This is a genomic window from Occultella glacieicola, assembly GCF_004353825.1.
Classification (GTDB): domain Bacteria; phylum Actinomycetota; class Actinomycetes; order Actinomycetales; family Beutenbergiaceae; genus Occultella; species Occultella glacieicola.
This window is the reverse complement of sequence record NZ_SMNA01000007.1, coordinates 42,129-55,528: the sequence shown is the minus strand read 5'-3', so window position 1 is coordinate 55,528 and position 13,400 is coordinate 42,129. Positions and strand designations below refer to the sequence as shown.

Annotated in this window: 6 protein-coding genes; all 6 read right to left on the bottom strand. The window is 75.1% G+C overall.

Features of this window, described 5'->3' with window-relative positions; genetic code table 11:
- Positions 1 to 23 precede the first annotated feature (23 nt).
- Positions 24 to 617 (bottom strand): DUF4303 domain-containing protein, encoded by a 594-nt coding sequence (locus EXU48_RS15155; RefSeq protein WP_133108528.1) that lies wholly within the window; start codon positions 615 to 617, stop codon positions 24 to 26.
- Entirely contained in the window at positions 614 to 3,022 is a 2,409-nt protein-coding gene (locus EXU48_RS15150) for a transglutaminase-like domain-containing protein (RefSeq protein ID WP_133108527.1), read from the bottom strand. The genes EXU48_RS15155 and EXU48_RS15150 overlap by 4 nt, the downstream gene beginning before the upstream one ends.
- Complete coding sequence (locus EXU48_RS15145; RefSeq protein ID WP_133108526.1) at positions 3,019 to 4,161, bottom strand: DUF58 domain-containing protein; 1,143 nt, start codon at positions 4,159 to 4,161, stop codon at positions 3,019 to 3,021. Before EXU48_RS15145 ends, EXU48_RS15150 begins: the two co-directional genes overlap by 4 nt.
- 256 nt (positions 4,162 to 4,417) lie before the next feature.
- Positions 4,418 to 5,401 (bottom strand): AAA family ATPase, encoded by a 984-nt coding sequence (locus EXU48_RS15140; RefSeq protein ID WP_133108525.1) that lies wholly within the window; start codon positions 5,399 to 5,401, stop codon positions 4,418 to 4,420.
- Positions 5,398 to 8,778 carry a hypothetical protein gene (locus EXU48_RS15135; protein WP_133108524.1) on the bottom strand — a complete coding sequence of 1,127 codons (3,381 nt, stop codon included), beginning with the start codon at positions 8,776 to 8,778 and terminating at the stop codon, positions 5,398 to 5,400. The genes EXU48_RS15140 and EXU48_RS15135 overlap by 4 nt, the downstream gene beginning before the upstream one ends.
- Positions 8,778 to 13,355 carry an FtsK/SpoIIIE domain-containing protein gene (locus EXU48_RS15130; RefSeq protein ID WP_165962837.1) on the bottom strand — a complete coding sequence of 1,526 codons (4,578 nt, stop codon included), beginning with the start codon at positions 13,353 to 13,355 and terminating at the stop codon, positions 8,778 to 8,780. The genes EXU48_RS15135 and EXU48_RS15130 overlap by 1 nt, the downstream gene beginning before the upstream one ends.
- Positions 13,356 to 13,400: the final 45 nt, after the last annotated feature.

The window sequence follows — 13,400 nt, the reverse complement described above, 5'->3', positions numbered from 1 at the left end:
TACTGCCGCCCGGCCGGGTACAGCTAGTCGAGCTGAAGGAACTCCCGGAGCTCGCCCAGGTCTTCGGGACGATTGAACGGCGTGTTCCAGGCGGCGATCCGTTCCTCGGAGACGTCGGCATCGAGCGGCAGGAACACCCGCTTGGCACTCGGCCACCGATCGAAGAATCCGTGCGTCGCGGACTGCGCCAGCGCGTGCGCGATGGCGTCCCAGAGAGCCGCTCGGAACTCGCCGAGGTGTTGGGAGGGCGCCCGACCGTCGCCCGGAGACGTGATGAGCCGCTTCACCCGGTCTGCCTCGGCGCGCACCGGCGCCAAGGGATCATCCGCGTCGACCTGCGTCACGTCCATGTCCCACTCGCCCAGGTGCCACGTGGAATCGACCGCGAACTGGGGCTCCTCCGCGATCATCCTGTCGAGGTTCTGGCGCGAGTTGGCGAGCGCGACGATCGACGTGGCGTCCGCATCTGTCGCGACGCCGACGCCGACGATGTCCCCCGCGGGCAGCCGACTGGTCACCGCGACGATCGCTTGTTCGAGCGCGATCCCGATGGTGTGGCCGAACGCTCCGACCCACGCCTCGAGTTCGGCACTGGCGTCCTGGGCCCGATCCCTCATTCGTCACCCTGACTTTCACGGCGACCCACCGGGTCCGCCTTTTCGCCACGCATCCGGTCGTCCTGACCGGAGGCCCTACGGCCCCTGAGCACGGCCGGCGAGACCCACCACACCGCGCGTCGCCACGTGCTCGCACCCGCGCGCAGGTCACGCTCGACGGCGGTGGCCAACTCCCAGTCGGACGTCGCCTCGGTTGGTGCTCCGATTGGGGCCGAATGCCCGACGGCGGTGCTCCCCGCCGCGCGTGGCTGTGGTCCGAAGGCGGCGCGCTCGGCGCGCTCGGCCAGCATCAGCGCGGCCGTTCCCCGATCCTCCGGGGCCGCCGAGACCGAACGTACCGGGCTCCGGTCCGGCGCGGAATGTCCGGTCTCGGCAGCGCCGGCCAACGCGCGCGCCGCCTCCGGTGCGGCACTGGAGCGCGGCACCGGCCGGCCGGCGAGCACGGCCGCGTCGAGCACCAGGGCCCAGGCACCCACCGCCCCGGCGGCGCGCCACCGGCGCCGGCGCACCGCGCGGGCGATGGCCAGCGCGACCACGGCCAGCACCCCGAGAAACGCCAGCCCGGCGAGCAGGGTCAGGCCCGTGGCCACGCTCATTCCGGTCCGGCCGTCGGCGTCGTCACCGGGCTCGGCCACGTTCTCCTCGGCGTCCTGATCGTCCTCGGCGCCGACGTCCTCGGGACGGTCCGGCTGGTCCTCGCCCGTCGGCGGTTCCGGGAGGTCGCCGGTGTCGATGCTGGTGGCCGGGCTCGGGTCGACCGCGACCCAGCCGGCGCGCGCGAAGTAGACCTCGGCCCACATGCGGGCGTCGTCGCCGGTGACCGTCACCGAACCGTCCGCCGCGGCCACGGCCTCGGTGAGGTCGAAGCCGATCACGAGGCGGGTGGGCAGGCCGGCCGCCCGGGCGAGCACGGCGAAGGACGCGGCGAACTGCTCGGAGGTGCCGACCTGGCCGCCATCGGCCTCCGGCAGGAAGAGGAACTCCTGGATGCGCCCGTAGGACGATCCCGACGGTGCCCCCACGTCAAGGGTTCGCTCGCCCCGCACACCCTCGGCGATCGCGAGCGCCTGCTCCCAACGGGAGTGGGTGCCCTCCGTCAGCGCGACGGACTCCTCACGCAGGGACGCCGGGATCCGGGGCAGTTCCAGGTACCGGGCGGCGACCTCGGCCATCGGCGTCCCGGCCCGGTCGATCTCGGCGTCGGTTGGCGCGTCCACCAGGGCACGCACCGAGACCGGGTCGCTGCCGAGCCCGTCGGGGGCCACCAGGACGCCGGTGTCGGTGTCCATGAGCACGTCCGCTCCGGAGACCGCCGCGGCCATCCCGGCGGACGGCACCCACACGCCGGCGAGCGCGGCGTCGGCGAGCACGTAGGCGACCTCCCGCTGCCGGGTGCCGGGCTGCAGGTCGGGCTCGTCGACGACCCCGACTGCGCGCAGCCGGGCGTCGATGGTCCAGGCGGCGCCGTCGAAATCCGGCAGCGCGGCGACCGTGAGCCGCTCCGGCAGCCTCGCACCGTCCGGGCTGACGCTCAGCAGCGGGAAATTCGGCCGGGCGTTCCAGAGGGCCAGGTTGGGGATCGGGTTCGTGGCGGCCAGGGGCAGCTCCGGCGGCGGCACCAGCGTGCGCGGCTCGAAGGACCGGGAGGTGGGCACGGCCACCGCCGTGAGCGCGAAGGACCCGAGGATCACGGCCGCGACCGCGGGCACCAGCACGCGGCGCCGCGCGGCGCCGGTCGACCCGTCGGGGCCGCCTCCCGAGAGGCCGGGACGGGTCCCGCCGCCGGCCCCGCCCGGGTCCGCATCCCCACCCACCCGCGACGACGCCCGCGCCTGCGAGGGCAGCAGCACCCAGCCGAGCAGCAGCACCACCGCGGTGGCCAGGGCGATCCAGCCGGTGGCATCCCCACGCCCGGCGGTCAGGAGGCCGCCGGCGACGAGCAGGGCCACCGCGCCGACGAGCGGCGCCGCGGTCGCCCGGGCGCGCCCGACCGCCACTACGGCCACACCGAGCGCGACGATCCAGACGAGTAACGCCGTCGGTACCAGGTAGCCGACGTCGGCCGGGGCCGGGCGTGGCGCGGTGAGGAGCCGCGGCACGGAGTCGATGAGCGGCCCGAGCAGGCTCAGTGCGGGGCTGGCCCGCCACCCGGGCTGTGCCTGGGCCTCGGCCTCCACGCCGTCGAGCAGGATCAGGGCCGCGCTGACGGCGAGTACCGTGCCCGCCACGGCCACCCAGCCGCGCCCGACCCTGGCCACCCGCCCCAGGGCGGCGATGCCGAACGGCACGATCGCGCAGCCGATCAGGACCCCGGCGGCGACCGGCGAGGAGTACCCGGCGGCGAGCGGGAGCGTGGCCAGCGCCAGCACGAGCGCGGACCAGGCGGCCGTGGCGAACCGGATCATCGGGCCACCGCCGTCCGCCAGCCGTGGACGAGTTCCTCGGCGCGCGGGCCACGCAGGACCAGCACGCCCTGCTGGGCGGAGACGAGGGCCTCGGGCCGCGGATCCACCACCAGCACGACGCCCGACGGCGCCCCGGACGCCGTGAGCAGCAGGTCGCCGAGGTCGCTGTTCGGACCGGTGATCACGGCGAGCACGTCTGGGGAGCCCGCGAACAGGCCGGAGCCGTGCCCGCCGTCGGACCGTTCGAGCCGGGCGAGGGCGCCGAGCACGTGCGGGTCCAGCCCGGCCGGACCGGCCGCGGGCGCCGGCGCGGGGATCTGCTCGTCGAGACCACCGCCGATGGTGACCACGCGGGCCGGGCTCTCGACGCCGGCGGCCGCGGTGAGCAGGCTGGCGGCGACGTCGACGGCCTCCTCGAAACCCTCACCGTCGAGGGCGGCGTCGTGGGCACCGGCGTACGAGTCGGCACGGTCGTCGAGGAGCACGGTCAGGTGCGGCGCGGAGGGGTCGGCGTCCTCACGGACCATCAGGGTCGCCCGGCGCGCGCTAGTGGCCCAGTGCAGTCGGCGCAGGTCGTCCCCGGCGACGTACTCGCGCAGCCCGACCAGGTCGGTGCCGCCGTGGGCGATCCGCTCGTCCGCGCCGACGTGCCCGCGGCGCGCCCCGGCCGGCAGGCCGAGTGCGTCCAGGATCCGGGGCTCGACGAGTACGGAGGCCCGGTCCCCGTGCTCCTGGCGGACCTCGAGCAGGTCGAGGAAGGAGAACCGGTGCAGGGTCAGCGGACCGAAGCCGATGACGCCGCGGTGGGTGGTGGGGATCGGAACCTCGGTGCTCACGGTCGCCCCGGGCGCCATCCGCGGCACCAGGAACGGGGTCCGCCGACCGCCCACCAGGTCGTGCCCGGTGACCGACTGCGCCAGCCAGGTCGAGGCGTTCGTGACCTCGACGTGCGCCGAGGCCTCCTCGAGCCTGGCCACCCGCGGCGGGCGGACCCGTCGCCGGATCCGCAGCGGCGCGGGCACCAGCACGGTCACGAGCGCGCACCCCAGGGCGACCGCGAGGACGGCGCCGAGCCCGACGAGACCCGGGTACCTCGCCCACAGCCCGAACCCGAGCAGCGCCGCCGTCGAGATGAGCACGGCCCACCCCCGCCCGGTCAGCCGCACCGGACCGACCCCAGCAAGCGATGGCTCCGTCCGGCCATCCCACCGCACGTGAGGGTGCGACTCCGCGGCGGATAGCCGGCGTGCGCCGCAGAACCACACCCGCGACCGGAGCACTCAGTCGCGAGCGTGCAATTGCGCGGCAGATCGGGCGAATGAGCCGCAGAATCGCACGGTCGAGGAGGGCCGGTCTGGGCGAGAACCGGATCGGGAGCCGGCGGCTGGTCCAGCCTCATGCGGGCACCGGGCGCGGCGCCTCCACGCTGCCGACGGCGTCGGCCACCACGGCCTCGGTGCTCTCCCCCGCGAGCAGGGCGTCCCGGGTCGGCACGAGGCGGTGGACGAGCACGGGGCCGGCGAGGCGCTGCACGTCGCTGGGGACCACGAAGTGGCGGCCCTGGGCGGCGGCGTGGACCTGGGTGGCGGCGACCAGGCCGCGCAGGGCCCGGGTGCTCGCGCCGAGCCGGAGCCGGTCGTCCGCGCGCGTGGCTGCCCCGACGGCGCGGATGTAGGCGAGGATCGGTTCGGCGACATGCAGGTGCCGCAGCTGCCGGGACGCGGCGGCCACGGCCTCGGGGGTGGTGACCTCGGGGACCTCCTCGACCACTCCGGCGCGCGACCCCGGCCGCAGCACGGCGAGCTCGTGCTCGACGTCGGGGTAGCCGAGCGTGATCCGGACCAGGAACCGGTCGAGCTGGGCCTCCGGGAGCCGGTAGGTGCCGTCCAGGTCGATCGGGTTCTGGGTGGCGATCACCACGAACGGGTCCGGCACGGTGTGGCCGATCCCGTCGACGGTGACGGTGCGCTCGGCCATCACCTCCAGGAGCGCGGACTGGGTCTTCGCGGCGGCCCGGTTGATCTCGTCGGCGAGCAGCACGTTCGTGAACACCGGACCGGGCCGGAAACTGATCTCGCCGGTGCCGGGCTCGAACACGGAGGTGCCGGTGACGTCGGCCGGCAGCAGGTCCGGGGTGAACTGGATCCGCCGGGAGGAGCCGCCGAGGGCCGCGGCGATGGCCCGGGCCAGCGTGGTCTTGCCAGTTCCGGGGACGTCCTCGAGGAGCACGTGCCCGCCCGCGAACAGGGACACGGTGGCGAGCTCGATCACCGGCCGCTTGCCCTGCAGGGCGCCGGACACGGCGTCGACCACCTGGTCGTGGAGCAGGCGGAACCGGGCGACGTCCGCCTCGGTGGGGGCCAGGGGGTTCTCGGTCATCGGGGCTGGTCTCCGGTCGAGTCGGGGCGTTCATGGACGACGGCGGTCGCGGCCGGGGTGGGCGCGGCGCCGTCCGTGGTCGTGAGGGTGGGGACGTCGGCGAGGCGGCGCTGGGTGCGCAGCAGGCCGGCGGCGCCGAGCAGGCCGAAACCGGCCGCGAGCACGGGCGGGCTGGGCACCTCGGGCGGGGTCCACGGGATCGGGGTCACCTCGACGTCGGGATCGTCGGGGTCGAAGGTGTTGGGCTGGGTGCAGATGCGCGGGCTGAGGGTGCAATGCGCCCAGTCGCCCCGGGACGGCAACTGCTCGCTGACCGTCGCCGAGGTCGCGTTGACACCCGCGCCGGTGGCCACGACGTAGGCGGTGATCGTGGCCATTCCGCGGGCGGCGTTCCCGTACACGGACCCTCCCGAGTTGCACGCGATCACCCGGGAGTCGTTGATCCCCGGGCCGGAGACGTACAGGGTGCAGGTCCCGGTGTGCGCGGCCCACCCGGCGGGTGCGGAGACCCAGACACTGAACGGGATGTTCTCGTCGTAGAGGCCGGGCTCCGACCACTGGATGCGACTGACCACCGAGTCCCCGTTCGCCGGCGGCGGGGGCGGCGGCGCGGGCACGGACGCGGACGACGACGACGCGGGACCGGTGCCGATCGCGTTCGACGGGGTGACGGTGACGGTCAGGGTGCCGCCGGCGGCGCACGGGCTCGCACCGGAGCAGTTGATCGTGATCGGCGTCGACGTGTTCGTCGTGGTGAGCGAGCCGCCGGTGTAGGTGACCGTGTAGGTGACGGCGGCACCGTTCGCGGGGGCGGCGGCCCAGGACGCGTTGGCCTGCACCCGGGAGCCGTCGTTCGTGACGCCACCGATGGCCGGCGTCCCCGGGGCCCCGGGCGCCCCCGCCACCGTCACCGCGTTGCTCGCGGCGGAGGTCGCGCTGGTGGCGTCGAGCTGGGTGGTGACGGTGAACGTGTAGGTGCCCGAGGCCAGGGTCAGTGTCGCGGAGGTCCCCGTCACGGACGTGGCCGCGCCGCCGTTCGGTGAGACCCGGTACTCGTCCGCGCCGGAGGAGGCCGCGGTCCAGGACACGGTGACGGTGTTGTTGCCGTTCAGGGTCGCGGTCACGTTCGTGGGGGCGGTCGCCTCCACCGTGGGGGGCGGCGTCGTCGGGCAGTCGGCGGTGCGGGCACTCGCGTTCGCCTGACCGGTCTGACCGCCTTCATGGTTCGCGGTGATCGTGAAGGTCAGCGTCCGGCCACAGGTGAGACCGGGCAGGTCCACCGACGTGGCACCCGCGGCGACCATCTGGCTGGCGGCGCCGTCGGAGCTGGTGACCCGGTAGTCGTTCGGCGCGACCACGGGCGCGGTCCAGCTCACCCGCACGCTCTCGTCGGCGCGCAGGGCCGCGCTCGCCCCGGTCGGGGCGAGGTCGGCAGGGTCCACCGGGCAGTCGACGGTCGCCGCGGTAGCCGAGTCGGTGCCGCTGATCCCGCCGTCGTGGTGGGCGGTCACGGTGAACGTGAGGGTCCGTCCACAGGTGAGTCCGGCCAGGTCCACGGTGGTGGCGCCGGCGGCGAGCACCTCGTTGGCGGTGCCGTCCGAGCTCGTCACCCGGATCTCGTTCGGGGTCTCGACGGGGGCCGTCCAGGTGACCCGGACGCTCTCGTCCGCGCGCAGGGACGCCTGCACGTCGGTGGGCGCCAGGTCGGCCGGGTTCACCCCGGTTGCGCAGTCCGCCGTGCGGATCTCGGTCGAGCCGACGCCGGTGCTGCCGTCGGCGTGGGTGGCGGTCACGGTGAGGGTGATCATCGAGCCGCAGGACAGGCCGGGGACGTCCAGTGAGGTCGCATCCGGGGCGACCTCCCGGTCGGTGACGCCGTCCGAGCCGGTCACCCGGACGGTCTCGGGGGTGGTCACCGGCGGCGTCCAGGTCAGCGCCACGGTCCCGTCCGCACGCAGCTGGGCGGCCACCCCGGAGGGCGCCTTGTCGGCGTCGTTGCTGTTGCCCCCGGTGCCGTCGTCGTCGCTGTCGTCGCCTCCGCCGGGGTTGTTCGTGGGGTCGGTACCCGGGGTGTCCGGCGGCGTCGGGTCGTCCGGCGTCTCCGGAGGGTTCGGGACGCCGGGCGGCGTGTTCACCGGGGGCGTGGGCGTGTTCGGCGGGACGTTCACCGGCGGGGCCACCACGGGAACCGTGGGCCGCACCGGGGTGGGCCGGTCCACGTCCTGGACCGGGACCTCGGCGGCGGCGACGTCGACCATCTGGGTGGAGCCGTCCGGCTGGACGACCACGATCCGGCCGTCGGCCGGCGTGCTCACGTAGAGCCGGCCGTCGTCGACCACGAGCGTGGGGTCGCCGCCACCGGGGACCACGATGTCCGCCCCGGCCCGGGCACCGCCCGAGTCCAGGACGATGACCCGCCCGGTGCCCAGGCAGGGCACGTACACCTTGCCGGCGAACACCGCCGGGCTGCCGGGCCGCTCGCAGCCGAGGGCGCCGACGTCCACGTTCAGGATCCGCCCGTCCGCGAGCAGGAACACCCTGCCGAGGTCCTCGGCGGAGGCGGGCACCAGGTCGGCAGGGGCGAAGTCCGCCTCGGCGACCGTGCCCTCGAGGGCGGCGACGCTGACGGCGAGGTCCCGCCCGGCGCCCGCCTGCACCACGGACCCCTGGTCCGGGGCGAACACGGTCACGCCGGCTGCGTGCGGCACCAACCGGGACTGCGGCCCCGCCCCGGCGACCGGCCGGGACACGGACGTGACGAACTCGGCGGCATCCGCGGAGTAGTCGAGCTCGGTGAGGGTGCCGTCGATGCCGATGATCCAGACCGACCCCTCGTCGTCGATCACGGCGTCGGCCAGGTCGTCGGTGCGGAACGGGCGGCCGAGGTCGGTCAGCGTGAGCGGGTCCACGGCCCGGACGGTGCCCGGTTCGAGGTCGACCAGGACCACCTGGCCGCCGCCGACGAGCACCTCGGTGTCGGGATCCACCCCGCGGGCCCCGCTGGCAACCAGGCTGGCGAGGTCGACGGCCGTGATCATCCCGGTGGTCAGCTCGGTGACGATGAGCTGCCCGTCCCGCTGGGAGACCTCGAGTTCGCTGCCGGGTTCGCCGATGATCAGGCGTCGCTCGGGCTGGCCGGTGGCCGGGTTGATCTGCACCACCCTGCCGTCGTCGTCGGCCAGCCAGGTCTGCCCGTCGGACATGTCGATCAGCGCGGCGGCCACGCCGTTGCCGACCACGGCGCCGACCACGAGCAGCCCGCCGGCGGCGGCCACGCCGGCCTCCACGAAGCCGCGGTCACGGCCGCGCCCCGCGGTGCGTGAACGCCACCAGCCCAACGGAGCGCGCCTGCTCCGCGCCTTCTCAGACCGTGCCATCACCGGGCCCCCTCCACCGACGCCGATACTAATTGGAGAACGTGCGCGGATCCGCCGTTCACGAGAAGGCCCCGACCGGCGCCGGTCAGCGGCTCGTGGCTGTTCATCGGGATCTGCGCCGCCACCAACGACCCGTCGCCCATCTCCGGGGACAGCAGCACAGCGCGGCGCGAGCGCCGCAGCAGGGCGATCAGGCCCGGGATGTGCTGACGCGAGCGGGCGTCGTCCGGGTCCGCGACCCCGACGACGGCGGTGCGTGCGCCGGTCCCGGACGTCAGGTGGGCGGCGAGCGCCTCGAGCGCGCGCCGCTCGGGGCCGTTGGCCTCCCAGGCGCGCTCCCACTCGTGCAGGTCGTCCAGCAGCAGCAGAGTCCAGTCGTCGTCCGTGGCGTCCATGGTGGTGGTCGCGCGGTCGGCCGCCGCGGGGTGCGCACCGGCACTGCTCGCGGCTGGGTCGTTCATGCCGTTCATGCCGTTCATGCCGTTCATGCCGTTCATGCCGCCACCCTCTACCCAGGCGAGCAGGTCCTCGGCAGTGGCCAGGACGCCGTCGGCCACCTCGGCCGGGGACAGCGTGCCGCCCGGCACGGCCACGGCGGCCTGCGCGCGCGGCCCGGCGAACACGATCCGCGTGGGCGGTGCGCTCGAGCGGCGGGCGAGCTGGGCGATGCCGAGCAGGGCACTGGTGCGACCGGACCGGGACCGGCCGGTGATCAGCAGCGGCGCCGACCGCAGCGGCACGCTGACCGGGGCCACGAAGCTCTCCTCCGCGCCCAGGCACAACTCGTCCGCGGTCGGGGCGGGCAGGATGTGCTGCGGCAGCCGGGTCGGCAGCACCGGCACCGAGGCAGGCGGTTCGCCGGAGTACCGGTCCGCGACCACGGCCATCAGCTCGTCGAGGCGCTGACCCTGCAGCGGGGTCCCGGCGCCACCGAGTGTCGCGATCTGGACCTCGTCCTTGCCGGACAGCGCCCGCCCGGCCGGGGACTCGCCGTCGAGCACATTGGCGGGGACGCCGAGCATCGCGTAGTCGTCGGTCACGGTCATCCGCATCACGAGGCGCTGCCCGAACGCGGCCTGCAGCTGGCTCGGCAGGCCGGTCCGCTGCGGGGCGGTCGCGGTGATGTGCACGCCGGCACGGCGCCCCTCCTGGAGGATCGTGAGGAGTTGCTCGCCGTGCTGACGGCGCACCGCACCGCCGCCCTCGAGGGCGTCCATCACGGCGGGCAGGTTGTCGATGAGCAGGTGGATGCGCTGCAGGTCCACCCCGGTCGCGGCGAGCGCCGCCAGGTCCGCGACCCCGCGTGAGGCCAGCGCGGCGTTGCGCTCGGTGACGGTGCGGTGCAGCATCCGGATCAGTCGCAGCATCCGCTCCAGCTGCTGCTCCACGACGATCGACCCGACCGAGCCGAGCCGTTCCAGGACGGTCAGCCCGCCACCGCCGGCGTCGATGCCGTAGACGCAGTCGGGCGCGGTGCCCGATCTGCCCGATCTGCCCGATCTGCCCGGTTCGCCGGAACCGCCCGGGGTACCGGCGGTGACGGAGGCGGCCAGGGTGCGCAGGAGCTCGGTCTTGCCGGCGCCGGAGGAGCCGAACACGAGCAGATGCCCGGCGCGGGCGTAGTCCACCACGAACGGGACCTGGGACTGCTGCGCGGGGCGGTCCACCATGCCGAGGATGACCTGACCGGGTGCCTGCTGCGCGCGGACCACGTCGGTGGCACCACCGGCCACGAGGGCCTCGTCGCGGGCGCCGGCGCCGAGGGCGAGCTCGCCGGGGCGGGTGCACACCATCGGGAGCTCGGCGGCGATCGGCGGGATCCAGGGCCTCTTCGGGGCGGGCCGGCCGGTGCGCAGGAACGCGGTGCCGGCGGTCGCGACGATCCGCTCGAGGTCGCTGCTCGGGTGCACCCGGGTGGCGCCTGCCCGATCTGAGCTGTCGGCGCCGGGCAGGTCCCGGGCGGTGAACGGCGCCACCCGCACGACGTCACCGAGCTCGTGCAGCTCCTCGTGGGCGCCCACGAACGCGACCTGGACGAGCTCGCGGGTGCCGTGCCCGGTGCGCCGCAGCCAGGCCCGGCCTGGGGTGCGGCGGGACAGGTGCGCGGCGTCCGGGGCGTCGATCACGTCGGTGGAGTCGTCCGGGGAGGCGACCCGCAGCGCGATCCGCAGGTCCGTGTTCGCCTTGATCTGCGGGGTGACCACGCCGGCGGGACGCTGGGTGGCGAGCAGCATGTGCATGCCGAGCGACCGGCCCCGTTGGGCGATCGAGACCATCCCGTCCACGAACTCGGGGACCTCGGCGAGCAGGGCCGCGAACTCGTCCACGCAGATGAGCATGCTCGGCGGCGCCGCCTCGGGGTGGCTGCGCTCGAGGGCGATCAGGTCCTTCGCGCCGTAGGTGGCGAGCAGGTGCTCGCGGGCCGTGAGCTCGGCGTGCAGGGAGGTCAGGGCCCGCTGCACCAGGGCCGGGGTGAGGTCGGTGATGTAGCCGACCGAGTGCGGCAGCTGCGCGCACTCGCGGAACGCGGCGCCACCCTTGTAGTCCACCAGCAGGAACGTGATCCGGGACGGCGGGTTGTTGATCGCGAGCGAGGCGATCAGGGACTGCAGCAGCTCGCTCTTGCCGGCGCCGGTGGTCCCCGCGACCAGCCCGTGCGGGCCGTCCTCACGCAGGTCGATCGAGATCACGCCGTCACCGCCGGTGCCGAGCTGGGCGCGCAGCCCGGTGCTGGCCGCCCACCGCTCGATGAGCCGCTCCACGTCGTCGGGGTCCGCGAGGTCACCGGTCAGCTCGGGTAGGCGCACCTGCTGCGGCAGCATCGACTCCGCGGCCACGACTGCGGCCTCGTCCTTGTACCCGGACAGTGCCCGGGCCGCACGCCAGGCTGTGGTCAGGTCGAGGGCGTCGCAACGGGTGAGGTCCTCGACGCCGCCGCGGCCGGCGCGCTGCAGGGTGGCGGTGGTCAGGTCCACGGCGAGGTCGGTCGCGGCGGGCACCTCGGTGAGGGACTCCCCCATCCAGACCAGGTGCAGCCGGCGCTCGGGATCCTGCGCCACCCCGGCCACGGCCTCGACGAGACGGCGGGAGACCTGGGCACCGCCGTCGACCAGCAGCACGGTGTGCAGACCGGCAGGCTCGGCGACCGCGAGCTCCTCGAGCAGGCCCTGCCCGTCCCCGGCGCCGACGCTCACGCACGCGGTACCGCCGGCCAGCGGCGCGGCGTGCGGCAGCCACCGCAGCCACGACTCGACCTGGGCGCGGTCGGCGCCGAGCACCGCGGCCACGCGCACCTCGTTCGGGGAGTGGGTCACCGCAAGACGGACGACGGCGGCACGCACCCAGGCGTCGACGTCCGCCTTCGCGCCGACGACGGCGGTCAGGGCCGCCTGCGCCAGCGGGACCGGGACCGGGAGGTCCGCCAGGGTCGCGCGGGCGGTGATCGCCGCGGTGGCCTCGGCGCGCAGCACCCGGTCCCCCTGGGTACCGGGTGTCTTCGCGGTGACCAGCGCGGGGCGCGGGCCGCGGCCGGCGCGCACGGTGAGGAAGTCGGAATCGTCGCGCTGACGGGTCCAGAGCCGGTGGTCGCGGGAGGTGGCCCGGGCCAGGACCACGTCGAGCTCGGGCTCGTCCTCCTCGGCGTGGGCGGCCTGGGCGTGGGCGGCGGCGTCGAGGAGGGCGAGGACGCCGGCGACCTCCTCGCGCCAGATCGCGGCCTGCTCGGCGTGCTCCTTGCGGGCGGCGCGGACCTGCATGAGGTAGTTGACGCCCATCATGGCCGGGAAGCCGAGCATGAAGATCAGGGAGAACGGGTTGCGCAGCAGCGCGAACATCGCGCCGCCCATGAGCATCGGCATGAGCATCATCGGCCATGGCACCTGGATCTTGCGGACCGGCGCCGGTGCCGCCGGGATCTCGTGCTCGTGGGCCTCCACGGCGACCCCGAACCGGGGTGAGCGCAGCACGCCACGGTCACGACCGCCGTCGGCCCCGGCGCCCGTCCCGGCCCGTGCGGGCCGGACCACCAGGACCGAGGAGCCGACAGTGATCTGCTCGCCCCAGGCCACGGCCCGGGGCCGGTTCACGGCCCGGCCGGCCACCCGGGTGCCGTGCGCGGACCCCTGGTCCACGACCACGGGGGTGGCGGTGAGCAGGATCTGCGCGTGGGTGCGGCTGACCAGGGGGTCGTTGAGGTGAACCGTGGCGTCGGCGCAGCGGCCGATCGTGGCCACCTCGCCGGTGACCGGGATCTGGGTGCCCGCGTCCGGACCGGCGACCACGTGCACCACCGCGCGGGCGGCGCCGGTGCGGCCGGGCCGGGTGAGCCACTCCGCCGGAACCGAGGTGACCTCGAGGACGTCACCGTCGCGCAGCGGCGCCTGGGCCAGCGGGGTGTCCGCGGACCAGGGGCGCCCACCCGTGGTCGGGGCGAGCAGCAGGTGTCCGGCACCGCCGCCGAGGTGGCTGCCGAGGCTCGCGGCGAGGTCACCGACCCGGCCGCCGGCGTCCGCGGTGACCACCACGTCGACCGGGGAGAGCTTGCTCTCCGCGCTCGGTCGCACACTCACTCGCCACACGGCGGGCTCCTCATCACTGGCCGGATCCTGTCCTGCCGATGACGC